The organism is Sphingobium sp. CCH11-B1 (genome assembly GCF_001556865.1).
Classification (GTDB): domain Bacteria; phylum Pseudomonadota; class Alphaproteobacteria; order Sphingomonadales; family Sphingomonadaceae; genus Sphingobium.
This window is the reverse complement of the sequence record NZ_LSJY01000001.1, coordinates 74280-98853: the sequence shown is the minus strand read 5'-3', so window position 1 is coordinate 98853 and position 24574 is coordinate 74280. Positions and strand designations below refer to the sequence as shown.

The window sequence follows — 24574 nt, the reverse complement described above, 5'->3', positions numbered from 1 at the left end:
TATGCCGCCACTATCGCCCCGCGCGCCAAGAATGTCGAGATTTCACCCAGGAGGGTTGAATTTGCGTGGGAGCGCTGGTAGGGCGCGCCGCACATGGCGCAGGGCGACCTGCGACGACTCACTGGCTTTGCTATTCGGTCGGCCCGTCGGGAAGGACAATTGAGGTCCCGGCGAACCGCCCGTTTTCGATTGGAGATTGACGGACTTATGCAGATCATCGTTCGCGACAACAATGTCGACCAGGCTCTTCGCGCGCTTAAGAAGAAGCTGCAGCGCGAGGGCGTGTATCGCGAAATGAAGCTGCGCCGTCACTACGAGAAGCCGTCGGAAAAGCGCGCCCGCGAAAAGGCCGCCGCTGTCCGCCGCGCCCGCAAGATGGAGCGCAAGCGCGCCGAACGCGACGGCGTCCGTTAAGATGCCCATGACCGGGGCGGCATGACCGTTCCGGTTTTCGCTGTTTCGACCTGCCCCAGAATTTGAGAGCAAGCCCCATGTCCACGACGGCCGTTCCCCTTCGTCCCATTGCCAAGGGGTCTTTGACGCGCCTCTGGATCGGCGTCGCGGCGATCGCGCTGGCCGCGGGCGGCCTGGCATGGGCGGGGCAGCAGGGCGTGGAGCCGTCTCCGGCCGCCTTCCTGTCCAGCAATGCGCATGCCGACGGTGTCGTGACGACCGAATCGGGCCTGCAGTACAAGGTGCTGGAAGAAGGCACCGGGGCAAGCCCGACCACCGCTGACGTTGCGCTGGTAGGCTATAAGGGCACGCTGCTCGACGGCACTGTCTTTGACGAGAACCCGCAGGCGCCCATGCCGATCGACGGCGTGGTCCCGGGTTTTTCGGAAGGGCTGCAGAAGATGAAGAAGGGCGGCAAGTACCGCCTGTGGATCCCGCCGCAGCTTGGCTATGGCGATCAGGCCGCCGGCCCGATCCCGGCTGGTTCGGTGCTGGTGTTCGACGTCACGCTGCATGACTTCAAGTCGAAGGCGGAACTGATGCAGCTCCAGCAGCAGATGCAGCAGGGCGTGGTTCCGCACGCCGGAAACTGAGCTGCACGCCAGTTCGATCCTTTGAAAGGGGCCGCTGCGCGGCCCCTTTTTTCATGCCCCGGTCAGGCGTGGCCCTGGCAAACCCCGTCTTCGTCGAAGGACGCGCCGAACGCCAGCGCATTGGCGCTGCCGACCTTTTCCTCGCCCGCGAACAGGCGGTCCAGCCGCGTCTTGACGTCGCGACGGAAATCGGCCGTCGCGACCGACCGCGGCGCGGATACTTCTATGTCGCAGGCAATGGCATTCTTGATCCGTCCTACCGCCGCATCGTCCAATACGCCGGCGTTGCGCAGTTCCAGGCACAGCTGCAGCAGGCCCGCCGCCGTCGCATGCGCGCGCAGGCCCACATTGGACAGGTCGAAATGCAGCTTCTTCTGTTTGTCGAGCCCGGTCGTCATTGGCGTCGCTCCTTCCTCTCCGCGTTGCTTATCATAGCATGAAGCGCGCGGCGCGCCATCGCGTTCCCGTGCCGGGACGCAGGAACATGGCTTGGGGAACCCGGCGGACCTAGGTGGCGATGACGCCGGCCGAGCGGCGGCGCTCTTCCATCGCGCGCGACCGTTCCTCCAGCCACACCTTGATCATCGCGACGATCGGATCGGCCAGGAACAGGCCCAATATGCCGAACAGCGCGCCGAACAGGATCTGCGCCGCCAGCACCAGCGCGGGGGCGAGGTCCACCGCCCGCTTGGCCACCATCGGCACGATCAGATAGCCATCGACGATCTGCACCGCCAGATAGACGCCCAGGGCGTAAAGGCCGGTATCGGTGCCCCCGGAAAAGCCGACCAGGATGATGAGCGCGCCCGAAAGGATCGCGCCGATATTGGGAAGGAAGGCGAGCAGGCCGGTCAAGATGCCAAGCAGCCCCGCCATCGGCACGCCGCCCGCCCACAGGAGCAGCCAGGTGCCGACACCTTCCACCGTCATGCCGATCAGCCGGCCGAACATCAGCCGGCGCAGCGTCCAGCCCATCTTGTCGGCGGTGCGATAGAAATCGTCGCGCCGGTCCATCGGCAGCATCCACGCGACGCCCCGTTCATAGAGCTTGGGTTCGACGGCGATGAAGATGGCGAGCACCAGCATCATGACCGCGCTGGTGATCGCGCCGACCGCCGTCCCCACGGCCGCTGTCACCCGGCCCATGCTGCTCATCGCCTGCTGGGCCAGCCCCTTGAGATCATTGGGCGTGGTGGTGACTCCCAGCTGCTGCATCCAGCCGCCGATACGGCCCACCTGCGCTTCCACGATGTCCCGCATCGCCTGCGCCTGCGCGGCGAGGCTAGCGCCCGTCAGATAGAAGGTATAGGCGAGGAAGGCGACGATGCCGAACAGCACGATGGCCAGCCGCCAGCCACGCCCGATCGGCAGGACGCGGCCCAGAAGGCGGGTGCCCCCGTCCAGCATCGTCGCGAATACCAGCGCGCCCATGATGAGCATGAGGGGCTGGGCCAGCAACGCGAGCAGCGCGACGGCGACGGCCAGACCGATCCACACCCCGGCACGGGCGAGTTCCCGGCGGATGATCGGGCTGCGGACTTCGCTGGGACCGGGTTGCTCGATATGGCGTTGCTGCTCGCTCAAGACCCTGATCCCCGAAGGCGCTATTTCGGGGGTGGAACGCTCGCCGGGCGCAGGCTGTTCCCCGCGCGCCCGCTGCGGAAGGCGTGGAGCCAGGTCAGCGGATTGAGGGTCGCGTCGCCGTCAAGCGAGAAGGTGATGAATTCGGCGCGGCCGCCGATCGCCTCCCACGGCACCGGGCCGCCCAGGCCGTTTTCTTCCAGCGGCGCGCGGCTGTCGGCGCTGTTGTCGCGATTGTCGCCCATCAGGAAGACGTGGTTTTCCGGCACCCGCACTGGCCCGTACCAGTCGAGCGCGCTCGGCCCCATGTCGATGATGGTGTAGGTCTTGCCGTTGGGCAGGATTTCCTGCCGCACCGGCAGGTCGCACCAGCTCTTGCCATTCTTGTCCGTCACCAGCGCACCGGGGAATTGCAGCGGCGGGCAGGGCGCGTTGCCATCGACGGCGATGCGCAGCGGCTTCAGCATCTTCTGCGGCACGGCGACGCCGTTCAGGATCACCTGGCCGCCACGCACCTCGACAATGTCGCCGGGCAGGCCGATGACGCGCTTGATATAATCCTCCCGCCGGTTCTGCGGGCTGACGATGACGATGTCGCCGCGCTCGGGCAGACGGCCAAGCAGGCGGCCCTTGAGGAAGGGGAGGGGATGGAAGCTGGGCGACACATAGGACCAGCCATAGGGGAATTTGCTCACCACCAGCCGGTCGCCGGTCAGCAGGCCGGGCATCATCGATTCGGACGGGATGTAGAAGGGCTTGGCCACGAAGCTGTGGAAGGCGAGCACCGCCAGCACCAGCAGCAGGATGCTCCGGGCCTCATGCCACCAGTTGACGGGCGCCTTGCGCTCCGGCTCCGCCGCGGGGATTGCCTGGAGCGGTTGTTCGGGAAGGTCGATGGCCGTCATGGGCTGGCTTTCGGTGGGGGGCGGCGGTTCGCTCAAAGCGGCAGCGCCTCGATAATGACGAAGGCCTGCGCCCATGGATGATCGTCGGTGAGCGTCAGGTGAACGACCGCCTTGTGGCCGGCGGGCGTGATCGCGTCCAGCCGCGCCTTCGCCCCGCCGGTGAGCGCAAGCGTGGGCGCGCCGGAGGCTGCGTTGACGACCCCGATGTCCTTCATGAACACGCCGGCCTTGAAACCGGTGCCCACTGCCTTGGAGAAGGCTTCCTTGGCGGCGAATCGCTTGGCGTAGGTGCCAGCGCGGGTGAGCGGGCGGCGGGCGGCCTTTGCCTGCTCGACATCCGTGAAGACGCGCCGTTCGAACCGTTCGCCATAGCGATCGAGCGAATTCTCGATGCGCTCGATATTGCAGAGGTCCGAACCGAGGCCGATGATCACGACGGCGTCCCCAGGCTTTCGCTGGCGTGACGGAAGACAATATTCATCGGGCCAGGTCCATCTGGCGGCGCATCTCGCGGATGCTGGCTTCAAGGCCGCCGAAGATCGCCTCGCCGATCAGGAAATGGCCGATATTGAGTTCGGCGATCTGCGGGATGGCGGCGATGGGGGCCACATTGTCGAAGGTCAGGCCGTGGCCCGCATGCGGTTCGATCCCGTTCTTCGCGGCGAGCGCGGCGGCGTCGGCGATGCGACGCAGTTCGGCGGCGCGGGCGGCGCCGTCCAGATGGGCATAGGCGCCGGTGTGGAATTCGACCACGGGCGCGCCCAGGCGGATCGCCGCCTCTATCTGCCCGGCGTCCGCTTCGATGAACAGGCTGACGCGGATGCCCGCATCGTTAAGCTTCCCGACGATCGGTTCCAGCGCCGCCATCTGCCCCGCAGCGTCCAGCCCGCCCTCCGTCGTGCGCTCCTCCCGCTTTTCGGGGACGATGCAGGCGGCGTGGGGGCGATGCCGCAGCGCGATCTCCAGCATCTCTTCCGTCGCCGCCATCTCCAGGTTCAGCGGCACGTCGAGCGAGGCCATCAGCATAGCGATATCTTCGTCGCGAATGTGGCGGCGATCCTCGCGCAGATGCGCGGTGATGCCGTCCGCACCCGCCTTCACCGCCAGCAGCGCCGCCTTGACCGGATCGGGATGTGCCCCGCCGCGCGCGTTGCGGATGGTCGCGACATGGTCGATGTTGACCCCCAGGCGCAGCGGCGTGGACATGAGGCGCTACTGCTTCCGGCTGCCGGGCTTGATCGCCGGAATCGCCGCCAGTTCGGGCGGGAGCGCATCGGCATCATAGACCGGGAAGTTGATCGACACGAGCGGGTAGAAGGGGACGCCAAGCTCCACCTCGCCCGCCGAACGGTCGACCAGGGCGGCTTCGGCGATGACGACGCCGCCGTCCTTTTCCACCGCCTCGATCGCCTGGCGGGAGGAGAGGCCGGTGGTGACGACATCCTCCACCATCAGCACCTTCTGCCCCGGCGCGATGGCAAAGCCGCGCCGCAGCTCGAACACGCCCTCGGGCCGTTCGAGGAAAACCGCATCCTTGTCCAGCGCGCGGCCAACCTCATGCCCGATGATGAGGCCGCCCATGGCGGGCGAGACGACCAGGTCGATGTCCTGCCGCAGTTCGCGCGGCAGCTTCTGCACCACGGCGCGCGCGAGGCGGCCGGCCCGTTCGGCGTTCATCAGCACGCGGGCGCATTGCAGATAATTGGCGCTCCGCCGGCCCGAAGAGAGGATGAAGTGCCCTTCGAGCAGCGCCCCTGCAGCCCGGAATTCCGCCAATACGTCCTCGTCAGTCATGCCGCCTTACGTCCATGCCCGGCGGGCCGGCGCTGTCTGGCCGATCCACCTTCTTGAATGATGCACGGCGCGCACGCGTGCACGCCATGATCGCGCCCCTGTGCGCGGACCTGCGAAATAGGCGGGGAGGGGGTGCGTTGCAACAGCGAAGAAAATCTGCTCCATCAATGCTTGAGGCGGGGGAAAAGCCTGCCTATAAGCCGCGGCAGAACCGAACGGGCGAGGGACTGTGCGCACGCATTGTGCGTCTTCGTTGCAGCGGCGCCAGGGGTTAGGGGTACGAAGACGCTATGAACAAGGTGAAATCGCTCGTTCTTGCAGGGTTGCTCGCTTTCTCGCCCAGTCTGGGGCTGAGTGGCGCGGCAATGGCGCAGGGCAATGCGGCGGCTGCGGCCGCCCCGGCGCTGGCGACGCCCGTGGACGCCGATCCCAAATCCTCCGACCCTGGCGCGCCCGCCGATTCGGCCGACGCCAATGTCGCGAACGTCAGTGCCGCCGCGCCCGCGGCCAAGGTTGCAGCGCCGCCGCGCATGAAGCCGACCGAAGGCATCGGCATGCCGCGTCCCGGCGAAATCACGCTGCAGGAACAGTTCAGCCCCACCGGCCATACTGCCCGCTGGCTGCACGATGTCATGCTGGTGCCGATCATCACGCTCATCTCGCTGCTGGTGCTGGGGCTGATGCTGTGGGTGATGTTCCGCTATCGCCGCAGCGCCAATCCGGTGCCGTCCAAGACGTCGCACAATACGGTGATCGAGGTGATCTGGACCGTCGTGCCGGTCGTCATCCTGCTCGCCATCGCGGTCCCGTCGATCAGCCTGCTGGCCGACCAGTACAAGCCCGCGCCCAAGGATGCGCTGACCGTCAAGGTGACGGGCTATCAATGGTATTGGGGCTATGAATATCCCGATAACGGCGTGCCCGAGTTCGTTTCCAACCTGCTGCCCGAAGACAAGGCGAAGGCGAATGGCGAACCCTATCTGCTGGCGCCGGACAATCGCCTGGTGCTGCCGGTCGGCCGCCCGATCAAGCTCATCATCACCGGCGCGGACGTGATCCACAGCTTCGCGGTGCCATCGCTCTGGCTGAAGATGGACGCCGTGCCGGGCCGCCTCAATGAAAAGAGCGTCTTCATCGAAAAGCCGGGCGTCTACTACGGCCAGTGTTCCGAACTGTGCGGCGCACGCCACGGCTTCATGCCGATCGCGATTGAAGCGCTGCCGCCGGCCCAGTTCGAACAGTGGCTGCTGTCGCAGGGCGGCACCGTGAAGCCGCAGCCCAAGACCGCCGACGCCGCGCCCACCGGCGCGCCGGCCAAGATTTGATCCCAGGGGTAGGAAGCCATGACGACCATCACAGCCGATCATCACGGCGATCACGCCCATGATCACCATGACGCCGATCACAAGCCGGCCTTTTTCCAGCGCTGGTTCATGTCCACCAACCACAAGGACATCGGCACACTCTACCTGATCTTCGCGATCATGGCCGGCCTGATCGGCGGCGCGATATCGGGCCTGATGCGCGCCGAGCTTGCGCATCCGGGCATCCAGTATCTCCATGGCTGGGCGCAGATGATGGACGGGCCGGACGCCACGCTGGACCAGGCCTATCACCTCTGGAACGTGCTGATCACCGCGCATGGCCTCATCATGGTCTTCTTCATGGTGATGCCCGCGATCATCGGCGGCTTTGGCAACTGGTTCGTGCCGATCATGATCGGCGCGCCGGACATGGCCTTCCCGCGGATGAACAATATCAGCTTCTGGCTGCTTATTCCCGCCTTCGCGCTGCTGCTGGGATCGACCTTCGTCCCCGGCGGCACCGGCAATGGCGCGGGCACCGGCTGGACCGTCTATGCGCCGCTGTCCACCAGCGGTTCGGCAGGGCCGGCCGTGGACATGGCGATCCTGTCGCTGCACATCGCGGGCGCTTCGTCGATCCTGGGCGCGATCAACTTCATCACCACCATCCTCAACATGCGCGCGCCGGGCATGACCCTGCATAAGATGCCGCTGTTCGTCTGGTCGGTGCTGGTCACTGCCTTCCTGCTGCTGCTGGCGCTGCCGGTGCTGGCCGCCGCGATCACCATGCTGCTGACCGACCGCAATTTCGGCACCACCTTCTACGACGCGGCAGGTGGCGGCGATCCTGAGCTGTACCAGCATCTCTTCTGGTTCTTCGGCCACCCCGAAGTTTATATCATGATCCTGCCGGGCTTCGGCATCGTCAGCCAGATCATCTCGACCTTCAGCCGCAAGCCGGTCTTCGGCTATCTCGGCATGGCCTACGCCATGGTCGCGATCGGCGTCGTCGGCTTCGTGGTATGGGCGCACCACATGTTCACGACCGGCATGTCGGTCAATGTGAAGATGTATTTCACCGCCGCCACCATGGTCATCGCGGTGCCGACCGGCATCAAGATCTTCTCGTGGATCGCCACCATCTGGGGCGGGTCGATCAGCTTCAAGACGCCGATGGTGTGGGCGCTGGGCTTCATCTTCCTGTTCACCGTGGGCGGCGTGACCGGCGTGGTGCTGGCCAATGGCGGCGTGGACGACGTGCTGCACGACACCTATTATGTCGTTGCGCACTTCCACTATGTGCTCTCGCTGGGTGCGGTCTTCTCGCTCTTCGCCGGCTTCTACTACTGGTTCCCGAAGATGTCGGGGCGCATGTACAACGAGTTCCTAGGCCAGTTGCACTTCTGGGTGTTCTTCATCGGCGTGAACCTGCTGTTCTTCCCGATGCATTTCCTGGGCCTCAGCGGCATGCCGCGCCGCTATCCCGACTATCCGGCGGCGTTCGAAAAGTGGAACAGCGTCGCCACCCATGGCTACGAGATCATGGCCGTCGGCGTGATCATCTTCCTGATCAACATCTTCTGGTCGCTCGCGGCCGGACGGAAGGCCGAGGGCAATCCGTGGGGCGAAGGGGCGACCACGCTGGAATGGACGCTGTCCAGCCCGCCGCCCTTCCACCAGTTCGAAACGCTGCCGGTGATCGACGACGCCGCGCACCATTGAGGCAGTGACCTTTGCCGGGGGACAGACGCGATCCGTTCCCCGGTCCAGCATGAAGCCCGCCTGTGCGCGGGCCGGAACGATTATGACGACCGCGACCTTTGCCTCTGTGTCCATGCCCGCCGACTGGCGGGATTTCGTGGCTTTGACCAAGCCGCGCGTGATGACTCTGGTCGTGTTCACGGGGCTGTGCGGGCTGCTGGCCGCGCCGGGGACGATCCATCCGGTTCTGGCCTTCACCGCGATCCTGTGCATTGCGCTTGGCGCAGGCGCGGCCGCCGCGCTCAACCAGTGGTGGGAAGCGGACATCGACGCCAAGATGAAGCGCACCGCGTCCCGCCCGCTGCCCGCAGGCCGCATGGACCGGCAGGCCGCGCTGCATTTCGGCGTCGGCCTCTCCTTCTTCTCGGTCATCCTGATGGGCATGGCGACCAACTGGCTCGCCGCCGCCGTGCTGGCCGTCTCGATCCTGTTCTACGTCTTTGTCTATACCATCTGGCTCAAGCCCCGGACGGCGCACCCGCCGGTCATCGGCTGGGCAGCGGTGACAGGGGATGTCAGCGCGCTTCCCGTCGCCCTCTTCATGCTGATCTTCTTCTGGACACCGCCGCATTTCTGGGCGCTCGCCCTGTTCGTGAAGACGGACTATGCCGCCGCCGGCATCCCGATGCTGCCGGTCGTGTCGGGCGAGGTGGCGACGCGGCGACAGATCTGGTTCTACACCGCGATCATGGCGGTGGCCGCGCTCGCGCCGGTGCTGCTGCGGCTGACGGGGGTGATCTATGGTACCGCCGCCCTGCTTGGCACCGGCCTGTTCGCCGTCCTCGCCTTTCAGGTCTATCGCCGCCGCGAAAGCGATCCCGCGCGCATGGCCCCGGAAAAGCGGCTGTTCAAATATTCCGTCCTCTATCTCTTCCTCCTGTTCGGGGCAGTGGTCGTCGACCGCTGGCTGCTGGCATGACGCCCGAGGAACTGGAAGCCATCCGCGCCCGGCAGAAAAGCCGTGCGGTCGTAACCGGGCTGCTGCTCGGCTTCCTCGTCATCCTCTTCTTCGCCATCACGCTGGCCAAGATCGGCGCGAGCCACACTATCTGATGGCCAGCTTGCCGCCATCTCCGTTCGATCGCGACCGGCGCAACCGGCGGACGATGCTGGCGGCCGCGGGCGTGGGGTTCGCGATGCTGGGCCTCGGCTTCGCTTCGGTCCCGCTCTACCGCATCTTTTGCGAACGGACGGGGTTTGGCGGCACCACGCAACGCGCCGAAGCGGCGACCGGCGTGCCGGTCGCGACCGGTCACAGCATGTCGATCCGTTTCGATTCGAACATCGCGCCCGGCATGCCCTGGGCCTTCCACCCCGAACGACCGACCCAGACGGTCACGGTGGGAGCCAAAAGCATGGCGATCTTCATCGCGAAGAACCTGTCCGACAAGCCCGTGACCGGCACCGCCGCCTTCAACGTCACGCCGACGCAGGCGGGAGCCTATTTCACCAAGATCCAGTGTTTCTGCTTCACCGAGCAGACGCTGCAGCCGGGGCAGGAGGTGCGGATGCCCGTCCTCTATTATGTCGATCCCAAGATACTCGACGACCCGGACAACAAGGACACGCAACAAATCACGCTCAGCTATACTTTCTATCCTGTTGAGCAGGGCAAGAAGGCAAGCTAAGGACGAGCGGTAACAGGAGCAGGGAAGACCCGATCATGGCAGGCGCAAAGACGCACGATTATCATATTCTTCCGCCGAGCATCTGGCCGCTGTTCGGCTCGATGTCGGCGCTGGTGATGGCGTTTGGCGCGATCATGTACATGCACCCCGACGCGATGGGCGCCGGCGGCGGCTGGGTGTTCCTGATCGGTTTGGCGGGCGTGCTGTTCACCATGTACAGCTGGTGGGGCAACGTCATCGCCGAAGCGCATGCGGGCGACCATACGCCGGTGGTGCAACTCCACCTGCGCTACGGCATGATCCTGTTCATCGCGTCCGAAGTCATGTTCTTCGTCGGCTGGTTCTGGGCCTTCTTCGACTTCTCGCTCTTCCCCAGCGCGCTGCCGCCGATAGACGGCGCATTCCCGTCCAAGGGCGTGGAGGTGATGAACGCGTTCGAGCTGCCGCTGCTCAACACGCTGATCCTGCTGTGCTCCGGCACCACCGTCACCTGGGCGCATCACAGCCTGATCCACGGCGACCGCGACGGCCTCATCAAGGGGCTTTGGTGCACGATCATCCTGGGCGCGATCTTCAGCTGCATCCAGGCTTATGAATATGCCCATGCGCCGTTCGGCTTCGGCGGCAACCCGTACAGCTCGTCCTTCTACATGGCGACCGGCTTCCACGGCTTCCACGTTCTGGTCGGCACCATCTTCCTGATCGTCAATCTGGTGCGCGCCTATAAGGGGCATTTCACCCCGCGCCAGCATTTCGGTTTCGAAGCCGCCGCGTGGTACTGGCACTTCGTCGACGTGGTGTGGCTGTTCCTGTTCGTCGCCGTCTATGTCTGGGGCGGCTGGGGCGCGGAGGTCCATGGCGGCTGATCCGGGCGTCGGGCGATGAGCGGGACCGTCTGGCATCTCGCGCAGATCAACATCGGTCGCCTTGTCGCGCCCAAGGGCGATCCGCAGGTGCAGCCCTTCTTCGACGCGCTGGACCGCGTCAACGCGCTGGCCGAAGCCTCGCCGGGCTTCGTCTGGCGGCTGAAGGATGAAGGCGGCAACGCCACCGACATGGCGCTGGGCGGCGATCCGCTGCTGATCCCCAACATGTCGGTGTGGACCGACGCCGACGCCTTGTTCGATTTTGTCTATCGCAGCGCGCATACCCCGGTGATGGCGCGGCGGCGCGACTATTTCGAACGGTTCGAAGGGGCCTATCAGGCGCTCTGGTGGATCGAGGCGGGCGCCATTCCAACGGTCAATGACGGGCTTTCGCGCCTCTGGCTGCTCGACCGGCTTGGGCCGACCGCGCAGGCCTTCACCTTCAAGACGCGCTTCCCCGTGCCGGGGGAGGCCGGGCCACCGGTCGATCACCGTCCCGATCCCTGGTGCATGGGTCGTGCCTGAAGCAGGCAGTGGCGCGCGGCGTATCCCGCTGATCCCGACGATCATCGTCGCGGCCGCTATCCTCGTCATGATCGGGCTTGGCATCTGGCAGTTGCAGCGGCGAGGGGAAAAGGCGCAGGCGCTTGCCCTGGCGGCCGCCAATCCGGGCAAGCCTGCGGTCGCCTTTCCCAAACTGCCTCCGGTCGATCCCGCTCTCCTGTTCCGGCCATCCTCGGTCCACTGCCTGTCCGTCGTCGGCTGGCAGGTGGAGGCAGGACGCGCCGCAGACGGCAGCAGCGGATACCGCCACATCGCCCAATGTTCGACCGGCGCGGAAGGGCCGGGCGTGCTGGTGGCCGTGGGGGTCGGACAGCGGCCGGACCAGAAGCCGGGCTGGTCGGGCGGCCAGGTGGAAGGCTGGATCGGGGAGGAGCCGGACCATCGCGCGCTGCTGACCCGGATCGGCGGCAAGGCTCCGCCGCTGCGGCCGATGCTGATCGCCAAGCACGCGCCGGACGGGCTGAAGCCGATGGCGCCTCCCAGCGCCGCCGACATCCCCAACAATCATCTCGCCTATGCCGTGCAATGGTTCTTTTTCGCCGGCGTCGCGGCCGTCATCTATGCGCTGGCGCTGCGGCGGCGGAATATCTCCTCTAAGGGCACGCAAAAGCCTTAATTGCTTGCCCACCGCGCCGCCCGGCGTTACCGCGCTTGCCCATCATGCAGTATCAGAGCACCAGGGGGAGCGCGCCGACGCTCGGTTTCGAGGATGTGACGCTGGCAGGACTCGCGTCCGACGGCGGCCTCTATATTCCCGAAAGCTGGCCCGCCTTCACGTCCGATCAGATTCTCGCCCTCGCCGGCCTTTCCTATGTGGAGACCGCGGTGCGGGTGATGGCGCCTTTCGTCGCCGGATCGCTCAGCGAAGAGGAATTGCGGGAGCTTTGCACCGCCGCCTATGGGCGGTTCAGCCACGGCGCGGTGACGCCGCTGGTGCAGCTTGACCATCAGCACTGGCTGCTGGAACTGTTCCACGGACCCACGCTGGCGTTCAAGGACGTGGCGCTTCAGTTGCTCGGCCAATTGTTCGAGCGGTTCCTGTCGCGCCGCGACGATCACCTCACCATCGTCGGCGCGACGTCGGGCGACACGGGCTCTGCGGCCATCGACGCGGTTGCGGGCCGGGCGAAGATCGACATCTTCATGCTGCACCCGGAAGGCCGCGTGTCCGACGTGCAGCGGCGGCAAATGACCACGGTCCGCGCGCCCAACGTCTATAACATCGCGATCGACGGCAGCTTCGATGATGCGCAGGCGCTGGTGAAGGCGATGTTCAACGATGCGGACTTTTCCAGCCGCTTCAACCTGTCGGCGGTGAACAGCATCAACTGGGCGCGGCTGATGGCGCAGGTGGTCTATTATTTCTACGCCGCTGTCCGCCTGGGCGCGCCGGAACGGCAGGTGGCCTTTTCGGTCCCGACCGGCAATTTCGGCGATGTGTTCGCGGGCTATGTCGCGGCCAGGATGGGCCTGCCGGTCGCGAAGCTGATCGTCGCGACCAATGTCAACGACATCCTGCATCGGGCGCTGTCGGAAGGCGACTACAGCCAGGGGCAGGTGGTGCCGACCGCGACGCCCAGCATGGACATCCAGGTCAGCTCCAATTTCGAACGGCTGCTGTTCGACGCGGGCGGTCGCAACGGGCTGGCGCTTGCGGACCAGATGCGCGGGTTCGAGACGAGCCGTGCCATGCGCCTCACCAATGCGCAGCGCGAAGGGGCGGCGCACCTGTTCGGTTCCGCCCGGATCGACGCCGACGGCATGACCATGGCGATGCGCTGGGCCTATGACGGCGCGGGGCAGATCCTCGATCCGCACAGCGCCATTGGCCTGGCGGCCGCGCGGGAGGCGGCGCTTGATCCGTCGATCCCGGTGGTGACGCTGGCGACCGCCCATCCCGCGAAGTTCAGGGATGCGGTGGAGCGCGCGACCGGCACGCGCCCGCCTCTCCCCGCACGCGTGGGCGACCTTTTCGCGCGCGAGGAAAGCTATGCGAAGCTGCCGGGCACGTTCGACGCCGTGACCGCCTATGTGGCGGAACGCGCGACGCCTCGCGGCTGACGGGGCCGATTTGGAACTCAAGACCCTCATCGGCGAACCCTGGTCCGACTACGGCCTGCTCGATTCGGGCGACGGGCGGAAGCTGGAACGCTATGGCCGCTTCCGCTTCATCCGCCCCGAGCCGCAGGCGATGTGGAAACCCGCGACCGCCGACTGGCGCGCGGACGCCGAGTTCATCCCCGGATCGGACGAGGATGGCGGCGGCCGCTGGTATTATGAGAATACGGTGCCGGCCGAAGGCTGGCCGCTGCATTGGAAGGAAGTGACCTTCCAGTCGAGCTGCACGCCCTTCCGCCATCTGGGCTTCTTCCCCGACATGGCCCCCGTTTGGGACGACCTGCGCGCGGCCATCGCCGACAAGCCCGATGCGGAGGTGATGAACCTGTTCGGCTATACCGGGGTCGGCACGCTGGCGCTGTCTGCCGGCGGCGCGCGCATGGTCCATGTCGACGCATCGAAAAAGTCGGTGGCGCAGGCGCGTGCCAACGCCGCTCTGTCGCAGATGGAGGACCGGCCGGTCCGCTGGATCGTGGAGGACGCCGCCAAGTTCGTCGCGCGGGAGGTCCGGCGCAACCGCCGCTATGACGGCATCCTGCTCGACCCGCCCAAATATGGGCGCGGGCCGGACGGCGAGGTCTGGCGGCTGGAGGAAGACCTGCCCGGCCTCATCGCCAATTGCCGCGCGCTGCTGGATGCCGACAGCCGCTTCCTGTTCCTGACCGTCTATGCCGTGCGCATGTCGGCGCTGGCCATCGGCGAACTGCTGGCCCAGGCGTTCGCCGGCCTGCCGGGGACGGTCGAGGCGGGGGAACTTGCCGTGCGGGAAGAAGCGCGGGGCATCGCGCTGCCCACCGCCATCTGGGCGCGGTGGAAGCGCTGAACGGCGCTCAGGCGAGGGTGACGTAGATTTCCGCCTCGATCACCCATCCCCCGCCCGTTTCGCGCCACTTCGCGCTATAGGTGCCGGACGCCTGCGTGACACCTCCGGCAACGCCTTGCCAGACGCCCAGCTCCATCGCGACCGGCTCGACCGGAGAGGGAATGATGGTTTCGGGCGTGCGGGTGTAGATCATCCGCTCCTTCGCGGCGAATTCCCTCTTCCAGGCCAGAAGCTGTGCCTTGCGTCCGGCGATCACCGCGCTGTCGGTGCCCGTCACCATCACTACGTCGGGGCTGAGCAGTGGACCGATGGCGACAAGATCGGCCTCCGCCAGCGCGCGGTTGAAAGCGGCGCGAGCGATACGGATGCGGATTTCGGCGGCGGCGGTCATCGCTGAATCAGTCCGCCGGCCGTTGGTTGCGAGTGAAGTCGAGAACCGAGAAGGATGCGCTGTCCGCTTCTCGCCCTTCGACGGGCTCGCGAGTTCGAGGCCTATGGAAGGGGGCGGTCAGCCGCACCGCGCGGACGTGATCGTCATCGCCGCGTCATAGCTGACGGTCAGCCGATCGGCGCGATAGTCCATGGTCATCGCCATGCCGGGACCGCCCCAGCGCAGCGTCCGCGCGCCCGACGCCTTGAGCAGCGCCGCACCCGTCTGCGCGCTCGCCTTCTGCCCGACGAAGGCATCCAGGCCGTCATTGCGGCACGGCCCATCCGCCACGGCGGGCGGGGTCGCGGGGCCTTGCCCGTCCGCGCCCGCACAGCCGCCCAGCGTTGCCAGGCACAGCAGCATCATCGTTCGCATCGCCGCTCTCCTCATTCGGTGCGCGTCATCTTGAGCCGGCCGTTCTTGACCGCGAAAGCCATCCGCCCTTCCACCAGATCGACGGCGTCGCGGCCGAATTGCTCGTAACGCCAGCCCTCCAGGATCGAGAGGCCGTCGCGCACCCCCGCCGCCAGCGCGTCGATGTCGTCGGTACGGGCGATCAGCCGTGCGGCGACGTTGATGTCGCGCGATCGGATCTTGAGCAGCAGCTTCAGGAGGTCCGCGACCAGCGCCCCATCCTTGCCCAGGCCCGGCCGTCGCGGTTCGCGGTCGGGCATCTCGTCGCGGCTGAGCGGCTGCGCGTTCCGGATCGCATTCATCAGTCGCGCGCCGATGTCGTTGCTCTTCCATGTGGCGGACAGGCCCCGGACCTTGCCCAGATCCTCCTGGCTCCGCGGCGGATGGCTGGCGATGTCGGCCAGCGTCTCGTCCTTGACGATGCGGCCGCGCGGCAGGTTCTTGTCGCGCGCTTCCATCTCGCGCCAGGCAGCGAGCGCCTTAAGGCGACCCAGCACGTCGGGCTTCTTGCTGGCGATGCGGACGCGCTGCCATGCCTCCTGCGGGTCGTTCTCATAATTGGCGGGATCGCTGATCCGCTCCATTTCCTGATCGAGCCAGTCGCCGCGCCCGGTCTTGCGCAGTTCCTCCAGCATGCGGGGGAAAATCTGGATCAGATAGGTGACGTCGCCGATCGCATAGTCGATCTGCCGCTTGTCGAGGGGACGGCGCGCCCAGTCGGTGAAGCGGGCCCCCTTGTCGAGCTGCACGCCCATCCAGGCGTCGACCAGATTGCCGTAGCCGATCTGTTCGCCCAGTCCCAACGCCATGGCCGCGATCTGCGTATCGAACATGGGGTGCGGCGTCCGCCCGGTCAGGTTGTGGACGATTTCTATGTCCTGCCCGCCGGCGTGAAAGACCTTGAGCACATCCTCATTATCGACCAGCAGGTCGAGCAGGGGCTTTAAGTCCAGGCCCGGCGCCTTGGGATCGATCGCCGCCGCTTCATTGGGGTCGGCCACCTGCACGAGGCACAGCTCCGGCCAATAGCTGTTCTCCCGCATGAACTCGGTATCGACGGCGATGTAGGGCGATTTGGCGATGCGGGCGCAGAAATCGGAAAGCGTCTTGCTGTCGGTAATCAGCGGATGGATTTGCATATGGTCTTCGATCTTATTATGGGCTGGCCCGCTCCCCGGCGGGCTCGTCGAAACGTCGACAGACGGGCCATAGCGGGACTGCAACAATTTGTCATTTCCGTAAAACGAAGCTGAAAGATCAAATCGCCATGCACGCCTATCGCACCCACACCTGCGGCGCCCTGACCACGGCGGAAGTCGGTAACGAGGTCCGCGTGTCGGGATGGGTGCATCGCAAGCGCGACCATGGCGGCGTGCTGTTCGTCGATCTGCGCGACCATTATGGCATCACCCAGATCGTGGCGAAGGCGGATAGCGACCCGCTGGCGATGCTTGAGACATTGCGCCTTGAGTCGGTGGTGACGATCGAGGGCAAGGTCGTCGCCCGCGCGGCGGAAGCGATCAACCCCAGGATGGCGACCGGCGAGATCGAGATCGTGGCCGACCACGTGACCGTGCTGTCGACGGCGGCCGAGCTTCCCCTGCCGGTGGCGGGGGAACAGGATTATCCCGAGGATATTCGCCTGCGCTACCGCTTTCTCGATCTGCGGCGCGAGACGCTGCACGCCAACATCGTCAAGCGCACGGCGATCATCCGCGACATGCGTCGCCGGATGGAGGATGCTGGCTTCACCGAATATTCGACGCCTATCCTGACCGCGTCCAGCCCGGAGGGCGCGCGCGATTTCCTGGTGCCGAGCCGCATCCATGCGGGCAAATTCTACGCCCTGCCGCAGGCGCCGCAGCAATATAAGCAGTTGCTGATGGTCGCAGGCTTCGACCGCTATTTCCAGATCGCCCCCTGCTTCCGCGATGAAGACCCGCGCGCAGACCGGCTGCCTGGCGAATTCTACCAGCTCGACCTGGAAATGAGCTTCGTCACGCAGGAAGACGTGTGGAACACGATGGAGCCGGTGATCGCGAGCGTTTTCGAAGCGTTCGCGGACGGCAAGCCCGTCACCCCGGCGGGCAGCTTTCCGCGCATCCCGCATGCCGAAGCGATGCTGAAATATGGCAGCGACAAGCCCGACCTGCGCAACCCCATCCTGATCCAGGATGTGACCGAGCATTTCCATGGGAGCGGCTTCGGCATCTTCGCTTCGCTGGTGGAGAGCGGCAGCGTGATCCGCGCCATCCCCGCGCCGGGCGCGGGCGCGGGCAGCCGCAAATTCTTCGACGACATGAACCTGTGGGCGCGGGGTGAGGGCTATTCGGGCCTTGGCTACATCAACATCAAGGATGGCGTGCCCGGCGGCCCCATCGCCAAGAACCATGGCGAGGAAGCGACGGCGAAGCTGATCGCGGCGCTGGGCCTTGGCCCCAATGACGGCGTATTCTTTGCCGCCGGCAAGGAAAGCCAGGCGGCCAAGCTCGCCGGCCTCGCCCGCATCCGCGTTGGCGAGCAGCTCGACCTCATCGACAGGGATCGGTTCGATCTGTGCTGGATCGTCGACTTCCCCTTCTACGAATATGACGAGGACGAGAAGAAGATCGATTTCGCGCACAATCCCTTCTCGATGCCGCAGGGCGGGCTGGATGCGCTGAACGGGGGCGATCCGCTGAGCCTCAAGGCCTATCAATATGACATGGTCTGCAACGGCTATGAGATCGCGTCGGGATCGATCCGCAACCAGTCGCCCGAAACCATGGTCAAGGCGTTCGAACTGACAGGCCTCAGCCAACAGGATGTGGAGGATCGCTTCGGTGGCCTCTACCGCGCGTTCCAATATGGCGCGCCGCCCCATGGCGGCATGGCGGCCGGCGTCGATCGCATCGTGATGCTGCTGTGCGGCGCGCAGAATCTGCGCGAGATCACGCTGTTCCCGATGAACCAGCGCGCCGAAGACCTTCTGATGGGCGCGCCCAGCCAGGCTGAACTCAAGCAGCTTCGCGAACTCCACATCCGCGTCGTGGAGCCGCAAGCGAAGGCGTAAGTTATTCCTTTGCGCCGCGCCGGAACTGTTCCAGCATGGCGCAAAGGAGACACGCCCATGACCATCGACCTTGCCGATTATGAAACCGGGGCGAAATACAAGGGCGACTATGATGCCGATCTCGCCGCGCTTCAGCATCGGCTGGCGAAGATACAGGTTGCGCATATCCTGCACGACCGGCGCAGCGTCGTCCTGCTGGAAGGGTGGGACGCGGCGGGGAAGGGCGGCATCATCAAGCGCATGACCGCCGACTGGGATCCGCGCTACTATCAGGTCCACCCCATTGCCGCGCCCAGCGAGATCGAACGCGACCATCATTTCCTCTGGCGCTTCTGGACGCGTCTGCCCGCCGGGCGCAACATCGCGATCTTTGACCGCAGCTGGTACGGGCGCGTGCTGGTGGAGCGGGTGGAGGGCTTCTGTTCCAGGAAGGAATGGAAGCGCGCCTATGACGAAATCAACGCGTTCGAGAAGCAGCAGATCGATGCGGGCGCCAACATGGTGAAGCTCTTCGTTCACATCACGCAGGAAACGCAGGACGAGCAACTGGCGCAGCGGCTCGACACGCCCTGGAAACGGTGGAAGACGGGTGCGGACGATTATCGCAATCGCGCCCGCCGCGCCGATTATCTCGATGCGATGCACGCCATGTTCAAGAAGACCGACAGCAAGCATGCGCCCTGGACGGTGATCGACAATAATAATCGCAAGGCGGGCCGGATCGCGGCGCTGACGCATGTCGCCGACCGGCTGGAGCGACTGGTGCCGATGGACTTTCCCGATGCCGACCCGGCGGTGGTGAAGCTGGCGCGCGACGCCTTTGGCTATCAGGCCGGCAAAAGCTGAAAAATGGCGGAAAATCGCTGTTTGTCATCAAAGTGTCACCAAATCCTAACCCTGCGTTTACCATTGGGGAGCTAGTCCCCGGACATGGTTTCCGCCGCCCGCATCGCGCCCGAAGCGTCCGCTTCCACGCCTTCTTTGCCCCTGGCGGAGGCAACGGCGGTCGTGCGGCTGGGACAACCGCTGAGCGATGCGGTGGATTTCTTCCAGCTGGATTCAGGGCTTCGGCTGCTGCCGGTACTGGACGGTTCCGGCCGGCCGGTCGGCGCGATTTACGAGCGCGACATGCGGCGCATCCTGTTCAACCCCTTCGGTCATGCGCTGCTGCGCAATCCCAGCTTCGGCGGGCGGCTGGACGATCATGTCCATCGCTGCGCGACGGTGGAGCGGACCGCGAGCGTCGAAGCGCTGGTCGACCTGTTCGCCGCGCAAGGGGCGGGCTGCGAAGGGCTGATCGTCACTGACGGTGGCTTCTATGTTGGCGTGCTTGGCGGGCCGTCGCTGTTGCGGCTGACGGCGGAGCGCGACGCCCGGGCGTCGCTGGCGCGGACGGCACAGGTCGAACATGTAACTCGCCAAAGCGCCGCCTTCCGCGATGAGGTCGCGGCGATGATCGCTGATCTGACTGCAATGGCCCATCATCTTTCCGACCTTGCCGCCGAGGCGGTGCAGCGGGCGGCCGGAGACGGAGCCGATTCGGTGGCGATGGCCGCGGCCGCGGCGCAGACCGCCGAACGGCTGACGCAGCTATCGGCGAGCGGGGCGGAGCTTGGCGCGCTGTTCCAGACGATGGAAGAAGAGGCTCGCAATGCAGGCCATGCCATCAGCGAAGCGGCGGCGCACAGCCGCGCGGGCCTTGAACGCAGCGCGGCGCTGCGGGTGGAGGCGGACGGGATCGGGGAAGTGATCGCGCTGATCGACGACATCGCCGCCGCCACTTCCATGCTGGCGCTGAATGCGGGAATAGAGGCCGCCCGCGCCGGGGAGGCGGGCCATGGCTTTGCCGTCGTGGCGCGCGAGGTCAAGCTGCTGGCCCAGCAGACGCGCGCCGCCGCGGCGGGGATTGCCGGCCGGATCGACCATATACGCGGGGCGATCGCCGAGGCGGCGGCCAGCCATGCTCATATGGATGCCACCATGTCGCGCGCCGATCGCCTCTCTGCGGCGGTGTTCGACGCGGTGACACGGCAGGGCGCCTTCAGCCGGGCGATGGCGCAAAGCGTCGCCGAAGCGGGCGCGTCGAGCGACCATATCCGCGCCGGTGCGCGCCAGATCGGCGACAATGCGCAGGCCGGGGTCGAGGCCGCTCGGGGCATGGGGCAGGTGGCGGACCGGCTGGCGGCGGAAGCCCATAGGCTGGAACGGCGCGCCGGCGGATTCATCGCCGCGATCAGTGCCGTCTGAGTCATCAAATCAACACTGGCACGCGCTCCGAAAGCCGCTAGGCTGGCTGTCCGAAGAAAAGATGGCCAAAGACAAGGAGAGGACGCCATGCTCGTGATGTTCGTCGGCACCGACCGGACCCAGACCGCGATCAATCCCGCTCAGGTAACCTTCGTCACGCAGGTCAGCGACGGCACCCGCATCCGCTTCGGCGAAGGACGCAGCGTGACCGTGACCGAACCGATCGACGCCGTGCTCGACAGCCTCAACCGCGCGCTACGCCCGCACGAATAGCGCCGCCTCGCTTATTCGGGATAGCGGATCGCCATCACCTCATATTCCTTTTCGCCCGCCGGCAGCACGACCCGGCGCAGGTCGCCCAACGCCGCGCCGCGCAGGGCGCGCGCGATGGGCGATCCCCAGCCGATGCGGCCGGCGTCCACATCGGTCTCGTCATTGCCGACGATGGTCACGGTTCGCTGGTTGTCATCCTCATCCGCGATGGTGACGGTCGCGCCGAAATAGACGCGCCCCTTGTCGGGCTGCTGGCGCGGATCGACGACCTTTGCGTCCTTCATCTTCTTCGACAGGCGCTTCAATTGCCCGTCAATCTCCCGCATCCGCTTGCGGCCATAGAGATAGTCGCCATTTTCGCTGCGGTCGCCATTGCCCGCCGCCCAGCTCACCACCTCCACGATCCTCGGCCGCTCGACGCCCAGCAAATGATCATAGTCGGCGCGCAGCTTCGCGAAGCCCTCAGGCGTGATGTAGTTGGGGTAGGGCGTGGCCATGCCGCCGTCCTAAAGGCTAATTCCCTTGTCGTCATCCCGGCCTGACACGGGATTCCGCTTTCGCGACGAAGGCCGCCCAAGGCACGAGCGGAACCCGGACCAATCAGCGTGTGGCGACCGCACAGGATAAGATCAACCCGGCGTCTGCTTGCCCAGATAGCGGCTGAGGACGGCGGTCGTGCCGCGGAATTTCGCCCGTTCCGGGTTCATCGCTTCATAGACGACGGCGTTTTCCAGCACGCGCTGCACATAGTTGCGCGTCTCGAAGATCGGGATCTGCTCGATCCAGCGCAGCATGTCCGCACCGCCGATGCGCGGATCGCCATTGGCGGCGATCCACTTGTTCACATTGCCCGGCCCGGCATTATAGGCGGCGACGGCCAGCGGATAGCTGCCGCCATAATAGTCGAGCATCCGCTGGAAATAGGCCGAACCCAGCATGATGTTATAGCTTGGCTCGTTCAGCGAGGCGGGATTGTAGCTCATGCCCAGCTTCCCGGCCTGCTCGCGTGCGGTGCCGGGCATCAACTGCATCAGGCCGCGCGCGCCGGCATGGCTGACGATCTGCCGGTCGAACTGGCTTTCCTGCCGCGCGATCGCATGGACCATGGTCCAGTTATACTGCGCCTCGCTGGGGACGGGGACGCGCGGAAAGGCGCTGGTGCCATAGCCGGTCAGGCCGCTGGAGACGGCGCGGCGGCCCACCATCACGCCCATGTCGGGCCGGCCCAGCGTCTGCGCCAGTTCGGCGGCGAGATAATGGTCGGCATCGCTGTCGGCATTGTTGGCGATGGCGCGGGCGAATTTGCTCTGGTCCTCCCAATAGCCCATCTGGCCCAGCGCCTTGACCGCGCGCACCACCGACCGATTGTCGAAGGCGGCCCGTTCGGCGGCGGAAATGGGCACCGGGCGCTCCACGATGGCCGGGGCAGGGACAGGGCGACCCAGCCGTTCCAGCGCCAGTTGGCCGTAAAATTGATCGGGATAGGCGGCGGCCTGCGTGAAATAGCCGGTGGCGGTGGCGGTGTCTCCGGACAGCAGCGCCGCGCGGCCGGCCCAGTAAAAGCCCTTGGACCGGGTCTGCGGCGACTTGGCCGCGTTGGCGTAGGCGCGGAACATCGCCATCGCGTCCGCCGGGCGGTTGAGATTGTAGAAGGCAGTGCTGCCCGCCAGCCACGCAAGGCTGGTATAATCGTCCCGCACACCGATCGGCTGGTCCGACACGTCCGTTCCCGGCGCGACCGCGTCGTCGATCTTGCTGGCGATGCCGTAGGCGAAGCTCCACTGGCTGTCGTTGGCGGCGGCGCGCGCCTGGCCCAGCAGCACCTCGTAGAATTTCTCGGGATTGCCGGGGCGGTATGTGGCGGCTGGGCGATTGGCCAGATATTGGCGCGCGCCCACCCAGTTGCCGCTGTCGCGCATCCACAGCGCCTTGTCAGCGACATAGCCTGCATCGCTTGCACCCGTCGCCTCCGCGGCCTGCATCAGCATGGCGGCGTCCGGCGACTTGCGGCGGAAGGCGATCCGTGTTTCGAAGGCCGCGCGGCGCGCCGGGCTGACATAAGCGATCATCCGCGCCGCGCCGGCAAGGTCGTTCGCCCACAAGAGCGCGTCGCCGCGCTGGTCATGATCGGCGGGGGTGAAGCCGGACCCGAACAGGGACAAAAGCCGCGCTTCGTCCGCCGGGCTCAGCGTGCCGCCGATCCAGGCGTTGCGTGCGGCGACCTTCGCCTCCGCCATGCGTCCAAGCTGCATCAGCGCGAGTGCGTTGCGGGCATGCCCGGTCGCGGTGCGCGCGGGATAGCGGGCGAAGAAGGCGGCGACCTGCGCGGGATCGAAGCTGTCGGGATTGATGCCCGTTTCCGCCAGCCGGCGCATCCGGTCCTCGCCGGGCCAGCCGGGATTGGCGATCAGGAAGCTCGCATAGGTGGAAAAGCCCAGGCCATCGCTCTGTTGCAGCGCGCGCCACTGGCTGATCGTGCCGACGATGCCGCCGTCCTGCGCCATCCCGATGCGACTTTGCGCCTGTTGCCATGGCGACGGCTGGCTGTCCTGCGCCGGCAGGGGCTGGACCATCGCGCGTCCGGCCGGGCCATATTCGGGCGGGACGGGCTGGACCGTCTCGGTCTGGGCACCAGCGCCGGCGGTCATGAGCAGCAAGGCAATAATCGGCATGCGGATAAGGTAACTTTCAACATGGGATGAGGCGCGCATGCTGGACATTATCCCCATTGCATCCTTATCAGGCCCTGAATGGCGCGCTATAGCGCCTCGCTTGACCGATCATGCCCCGGCCGCCCGGAGAAATGAAGGAGTAAATTGATGTTTTCGGGCTCGATTCCGGCTCTGGTGACCCCGTTTCGCGACGGACGGGTGGATGAGGCGGCATTTCGCGCCTTCGTCGACTGGCAGATCGCGGAAGGGTCAAGCGGGCTGGTGCCCTGCGGCACGACCGGGGAAAGCGCGACCATGACGGTGGAGGAGCATAACCGCGTCATCGCCATCTGCGTCGATCAGGCGGCCGGTCGGGTGCCGGTGATTGCCGGGTGCGGATCCAACGACACCCGCATCGCGCTGGAACATATGTTCGCGGCGCAGGCGGCGGGCGCAGACGCCGCGCTGGTGGTCGCCCCCTATTACAACAAGCCGAATCAGGACGGCGTCTATCGCCATTTCGCCTATCTGGCGGAGCGGTGCGACCTGCCGATCATCCTCTACAATGTGCCCACGCGCACCATCACCGACATCGGCGTGCCGGTGATCCACCGTCTGTCGGAGGAATATCAGAGCGTCGTCGGCATCAAGGACGCCACCGGGAATCTCGGGCGGGTCACCGCGCAGCGTCTGGCCTGCCGCGCCGACTTCTGCCAGCTTTCGGGGAATGACGAAACGGCGCTGGGCTTCAACGCGATGGGCGGCAAGGGATGCATCAGCGTCACCGCCAATGTCGCTCCCCGCCTGTGCGCGGATTTCCAGGCCGCCTGTGCCGCGAACGACTGGGATGGGGCATTGGCGCTGCAGGATCGTCTCTATCCCCTGCACGATGCCTTGTTCAGCGATTCTTCACCCGGACCTGTCAAATATGCGCTTACGCGGGTTCGTCCCGACATGCCCGGCGACGTCCGGCTGCCCATCACCTGGCCGTCGGAATCGAGCCGGGCGGCGGTGGACCGGGCGCTGGAGATTGCGGGACTGGTTTGAAGGATTTGGAAATCAGGGGCGTCGTGCCCATCTAACATCTTGTCCTGAGCAGGCATTGAGCTTTGGCAAT

28 protein-coding genes are annotated in these 24574 nt (G+C 66.0%); 17 read left to right on the top strand and 11 right to left on the bottom strand.

Going from position 1 to position 24574, the window contains the following annotated elements; translation table 11 throughout:
• Positions 1-207: 207 nt before the first annotated feature.
• Both rpsU and AX724_RS00495 read left to right on the top strand, forming a co-directional pair.
• A complete protein-coding gene (gene rpsU, locus AX724_RS00500; RefSeq protein ID WP_021226581.1) occupies positions 208-414 on the top strand; it encodes a 30S ribosomal protein S21 in 207 nt (68 codons plus the stop codon).
• Positions 415-491: 77 nt separating this feature from the next.
• Entirely contained in the window at positions 492-1046 is a 555-nt protein-coding gene (locus tag AX724_RS00495; protein WP_066762272.1) for an FKBP-type peptidyl-prolyl cis-trans isomerase, read from the top strand.
• Positions 1047-1108: 62 nt separating this feature from the next.
• Here AX724_RS00495 and AX724_RS00490 read toward each other — a convergent pair whose 3' ends face one another.
• The 6 genes from AX724_RS00490 to pyrE all read right to left on the bottom strand — a co-directional run bounded on the left by AX724_RS00490 (position 1109) and on the right by pyrE (position 5326).
• Entirely contained in the window at positions 1109-1444 is a 336-nt protein-coding gene (locus tag AX724_RS00490; protein ID WP_066762269.1) for a hypothetical protein, read from the bottom strand.
• Between the two features lie 109 nt (positions 1445-1553).
• Entirely contained in the window at positions 1554-2630 is a 1077-nt protein-coding gene (locus tag AX724_RS00485; RefSeq protein WP_066762267.1) for an AI-2E family transporter, read from the bottom strand.
• 20 nt (positions 2631-2650) lie between these two features.
• Positions 2651-3532 carry a signal peptidase I gene (gene lepB, locus AX724_RS00480; protein WP_066762263.1) on the bottom strand — a complete coding sequence of 294 codons (882 nt, stop codon included), beginning with the start codon at positions 3530-3532 and terminating at the stop codon, positions 2651-2653.
• A gap of 32 nt (positions 3533-3564) precedes the next feature.
• Positions 3565-3966 (bottom strand): holo-ACP synthase, encoded by a 402-nt coding sequence (acpS, locus tag AX724_RS00475; protein ID WP_066762260.1) that lies wholly within the window; start codon positions 3964-3966, stop codon positions 3565-3567.
• Positions 3967-4009: 43 nt separating this feature from the next.
• On the bottom strand, positions 4010-4738 hold the full coding sequence (locus tag AX724_RS00470) for a pyridoxine 5'-phosphate synthase (RefSeq protein WP_066762257.1): 729 nt from the start codon (positions 4736-4738) through the stop codon (positions 4010-4012).
• Positions 4739-4744: 6 nt separating this feature from the next.
• Positions 4745-5326 carry an orotate phosphoribosyltransferase gene (pyrE, locus tag AX724_RS00465; RefSeq protein WP_066762254.1) on the bottom strand — a complete coding sequence of 194 codons (582 nt, stop codon included), beginning with the start codon at positions 5324-5326 and terminating at the stop codon, positions 4745-4747.
• 290 nt (positions 5327-5616) lie between these two features.
• Between pyrE and coxB the strand changes: the two genes are divergently transcribed.
• The 10 genes from coxB to AX724_RS00420 all read left to right on the top strand — a co-directional run bounded on the left by coxB (position 5617) and on the right by AX724_RS00420 (position 14390).
• Positions 5617-6651, top strand: a complete 1035-nt coding sequence (gene coxB, locus AX724_RS00460; protein WP_066762253.1) for a cytochrome c oxidase subunit II — start codon at positions 5617-5619, stop codon at positions 6649-6651.
• A gap of 18 nt (positions 6652-6669) precedes the next feature.
• Positions 6670-8352 carry a cytochrome c oxidase subunit I gene (gene ctaD, locus AX724_RS00455; protein WP_066762251.1) on the top strand — a complete coding sequence of 561 codons (1683 nt, stop codon included), beginning with the start codon at positions 6670-6672 and terminating at the stop codon, positions 8350-8352.
• An 82-nt stretch (positions 8353-8434) separates the two neighbouring features.
• Entirely contained in the window at positions 8435-9310 is an 876-nt protein-coding gene (locus AX724_RS00450) for a heme o synthase (RefSeq protein ID WP_066762249.1), read from the top strand.
• Entirely contained in the window at positions 9307-9444 is a 138-nt protein-coding gene (locus tag AX724_RS23830) for a hypothetical protein (protein WP_197421434.1), read from the top strand. The genes AX724_RS00450 and AX724_RS23830 overlap by 4 nt, the downstream gene beginning before the upstream one ends.
• Positions 9444-10019, top strand: coding sequence for a cytochrome c oxidase assembly protein (locus tag AX724_RS00445; RefSeq protein ID WP_066762247.1), 576 nt, complete (start codon positions 9444-9446; stop codon positions 10017-10019). The genes AX724_RS23830 and AX724_RS00445 overlap by 1 nt, the downstream gene beginning before the upstream one ends.
• A 35-nt stretch (positions 10020-10054) precedes the next feature.
• Entirely contained in the window at positions 10055-10885 is an 831-nt protein-coding gene (locus AX724_RS00440) for a cytochrome c oxidase subunit 3 (protein ID WP_066762244.1), read from the top strand.
• A 15-nt stretch (positions 10886-10900) separates the two neighbouring features.
• Positions 10901-11410, top strand: coding sequence for a DUF3291 domain-containing protein (locus AX724_RS00435; RefSeq protein WP_066762241.1), 510 nt, complete (start codon positions 10901-10903; stop codon positions 11408-11410).
• The gene (locus AX724_RS00430; RefSeq protein ID WP_269454106.1) at positions 11403-12065 is read left to right on the top strand and encodes an SURF1 family protein; all 663 of its coding nucleotides are present in this window, start codon (positions 11403-11405) and stop codon (positions 12063-12065) included. The genes AX724_RS00435 and AX724_RS00430 overlap by 8 nt, the downstream gene beginning before the upstream one ends.
• A gap of 44 nt (positions 12066-12109) precedes the next feature.
• Entirely contained in the window at positions 12110-13510 is a 1401-nt protein-coding gene (gene thrC / locus AX724_RS00425) for a threonine synthase (RefSeq protein WP_066762356.1), read from the top strand.
• A 10-nt stretch (positions 13511-13520) separates the two neighbouring features.
• Positions 13521-14390 carry a class I SAM-dependent methyltransferase gene (locus tag AX724_RS00420; protein WP_066762355.1) on the top strand — a complete coding sequence of 290 codons (870 nt, stop codon included), beginning with the start codon at positions 13521-13523 and terminating at the stop codon, positions 14388-14390.
• A 7-nt stretch (positions 14391-14397) separates the two neighbouring features.
• Here the strand turns inward: AX724_RS00420 and AX724_RS00415 are convergent, their stop codons facing one another.
• The 3 genes from AX724_RS00415 to rnd form a co-directional block, all read right to left on the bottom strand.
• The gene (locus AX724_RS00415) at positions 14398-14781 is read right to left on the bottom strand and encodes a nuclear transport factor 2 family protein (RefSeq protein WP_066762238.1); all 384 of its coding nucleotides are present in this window, start codon (positions 14779-14781) and stop codon (positions 14398-14400) included.
• A 117-nt stretch (positions 14782-14898) separates the two neighbouring features.
• Positions 14899-15195 (bottom strand): I78 family peptidase inhibitor, encoded by a 297-nt coding sequence (locus AX724_RS00410; protein ID WP_066762235.1) that lies wholly within the window; start codon positions 15193-15195, stop codon positions 14899-14901.
• 11 nt (positions 15196-15206) lie between these two features.
• Entirely contained in the window at positions 15207-16373 is a 1167-nt protein-coding gene (rnd, locus tag AX724_RS00405; protein WP_066762353.1) for a ribonuclease D, read from the bottom strand.
• Positions 16374-16501: 128 nt separating this feature from the next.
• Between rnd and aspS the strand changes: the two genes are divergently transcribed.
• From aspS to AX724_RS00385, 4 genes are all read left to right on the top strand, one after another.
• Positions 16502-18286, top strand: a complete 1785-nt coding sequence (gene aspS, locus AX724_RS00400) for an aspartate--tRNA ligase (protein ID WP_066762227.1) — start codon at positions 16502-16504, stop codon at positions 18284-18286.
• 57 nt (positions 18287-18343) lie between these two features.
• Positions 18344-19132, top strand: a complete 789-nt coding sequence (locus AX724_RS00395) for a polyphosphate kinase 2 family protein (protein ID WP_066762214.1) — start codon at positions 18344-18346, stop codon at positions 19130-19132.
• 84 nt (positions 19133-19216) lie between these two features.
• Complete coding sequence (locus AX724_RS00390; protein WP_066762212.1) at positions 19217-20533, top strand: methyl-accepting chemotaxis protein; 1317 nt, start codon at positions 19217-19219, stop codon at positions 20531-20533.
• Between the two features lie 87 nt (positions 20534-20620).
• Positions 20621-20806 carry a hypothetical protein gene (locus AX724_RS00385; protein ID WP_066696002.1) on the top strand — a complete coding sequence of 62 codons (186 nt, stop codon included), beginning with the start codon at positions 20621-20623 and terminating at the stop codon, positions 20804-20806.
• 11 nt (positions 20807-20817) lie between these two features.
• On the opposite strand, the gene greB is transcribed toward AX724_RS00385, so the two are convergent.
• Complete coding sequence (gene greB, locus AX724_RS00380; protein ID WP_066762209.1) at positions 20818-21303, bottom strand: transcription elongation factor GreB; 486 nt, start codon at positions 21301-21303, stop codon at positions 20818-20820.
• A gap of 132 nt (positions 21304-21435) precedes the next feature.
• Positions 21436-23478, bottom strand: coding sequence for a transglycosylase SLT domain-containing protein (locus AX724_RS00375; protein WP_443018620.1), 2043 nt, complete (start codon positions 23476-23478; stop codon positions 21436-21438).
• A gap of 147 nt (positions 23479-23625) precedes the next feature.
• Between AX724_RS00375 and dapA the strand changes: the two genes are divergently transcribed.
• Positions 23626-24504 (top strand): 4-hydroxy-tetrahydrodipicolinate synthase, encoded by an 879-nt coding sequence (gene dapA, locus AX724_RS00370; protein WP_066762204.1) that lies wholly within the window; start codon positions 23626-23628, stop codon positions 24502-24504.
• The last annotated feature ends 70 nt before the right edge of the window (positions 24505-24574 follow it).

Bases quoted from the DNA above. Each gene is read 5' to 3' on its own strand.
- rpsU (WP_021226581.1), top strand. From the start codon at position 208: ATGCAGATCATCGTTCGCGACAACAATGTCGACCAGGCTCTTCGCGCG.
- AX724_RS00495 (WP_066762272.1), top strand. From the start codon at position 492: ATGTCCACGACGGCCGTTCCCCTTCGTCCCATTGCCAAGGGGTCTTTG.
- AX724_RS00490 (WP_066762269.1), bottom strand. From the start codon at position 1,444: ATGACGACCGGGCTCGACAAACAGAAGAAGCTGCATTTCGACCTGTCC.
- lepB (WP_066762263.1), bottom strand. From the start codon at position 3,532: ATGACGGCCATCGACCTTCCCGAACAACCGCTCCAGGCAATCCCCGCG.
- AX724_RS00470 (WP_066762257.1), bottom strand. From the start codon at position 4,738: ATGTCCACGCCGCTGCGCCTGGGGGTCAACATCGACCATGTCGCGACC.
- pyrE (WP_066762254.1), bottom strand. From the start codon at position 5,326: ATGACTGACGAGGACGTATTGGCGGAATTCCGGGCTGCAGGGGCGCTG.
- coxB (WP_066762253.1), top strand. From the start codon at position 5,617: ATGAACAAGGTGAAATCGCTCGTTCTTGCAGGGTTGCTCGCTTTCTCG.
- ctaD (WP_066762251.1), top strand. From the start codon at position 6,670: ATGACGACCATCACAGCCGATCATCACGGCGATCACGCCCATGATCAC.
- AX724_RS00450 (WP_066762249.1), top strand. From the start codon at position 8,435: ATGACGACCGCGACCTTTGCCTCTGTGTCCATGCCCGCCGACTGGCGG.
- AX724_RS23830 (WP_197421434.1), top strand. From the start codon at position 9,307: ATGACGCCCGAGGAACTGGAAGCCATCCGCGCCCGGCAGAAAAGCCGT.
- AX724_RS00445 (WP_066762247.1), top strand. From the start codon at position 9,444: ATGGCCAGCTTGCCGCCATCTCCGTTCGATCGCGACCGGCGCAACCGG.
- AX724_RS00440 (WP_066762244.1), top strand. From the start codon at position 10,055: ATGGCAGGCGCAAAGACGCACGATTATCATATTCTTCCGCCGAGCATC.
- AX724_RS00435 (WP_066762241.1), top strand. From the start codon at position 10,901: ATGAGCGGGACCGTCTGGCATCTCGCGCAGATCAACATCGGTCGCCTT.
- thrC (WP_066762356.1), top strand. From the start codon at position 12,110: ATGCAGTATCAGAGCACCAGGGGGAGCGCGCCGACGCTCGGTTTCGAG.
- AX724_RS00415 (WP_066762238.1), bottom strand. From the start codon at position 14,781: ATGACCGCCGCCGCCGAAATCCGCATCCGTATCGCTCGCGCCGCTTTC.
- AX724_RS00410 (WP_066762235.1), bottom strand. From the start codon at position 15,195: ATGCGAACGATGATGCTGCTGTGCCTGGCAACGCTGGGCGGCTGTGCG.
- rnd (WP_066762353.1), bottom strand. From the start codon at position 16,373: ATGCAAATCCATCCGCTGATTACCGACAGCAAGACGCTTTCCGATTTC.
- aspS (WP_066762227.1), top strand. From the start codon at position 16,502: ATGCACGCCTATCGCACCCACACCTGCGGCGCCCTGACCACGGCGGAA.
- AX724_RS00395 (WP_066762214.1), top strand. From the start codon at position 18,344: ATGACCATCGACCTTGCCGATTATGAAACCGGGGCGAAATACAAGGGC.
- AX724_RS00390 (WP_066762212.1), top strand. From the start codon at position 19,217: ATGGTTTCCGCCGCCCGCATCGCGCCCGAAGCGTCCGCTTCCACGCCT.
- AX724_RS00385 (WP_066696002.1), top strand. From the start codon at position 20,621: ATGCTCGTGATGTTCGTCGGCACCGACCGGACCCAGACCGCGATCAAT.
- greB (WP_066762209.1), bottom strand. From the start codon at position 21,303: ATGGCCACGCCCTACCCCAACTACATCACGCCTGAGGGCTTCGCGAAG.
- AX724_RS00375 (WP_443018620.1), bottom strand. From the start codon at position 23,478: ATGCCGATTATTGCCTTGCTGCTCATGACCGCCGGCGCTGGTGCCCAG.
- dapA (WP_066762204.1), top strand. From the start codon at position 23,626: ATGTTTTCGGGCTCGATTCCGGCTCTGGTGACCCCGTTTCGCGACGGA.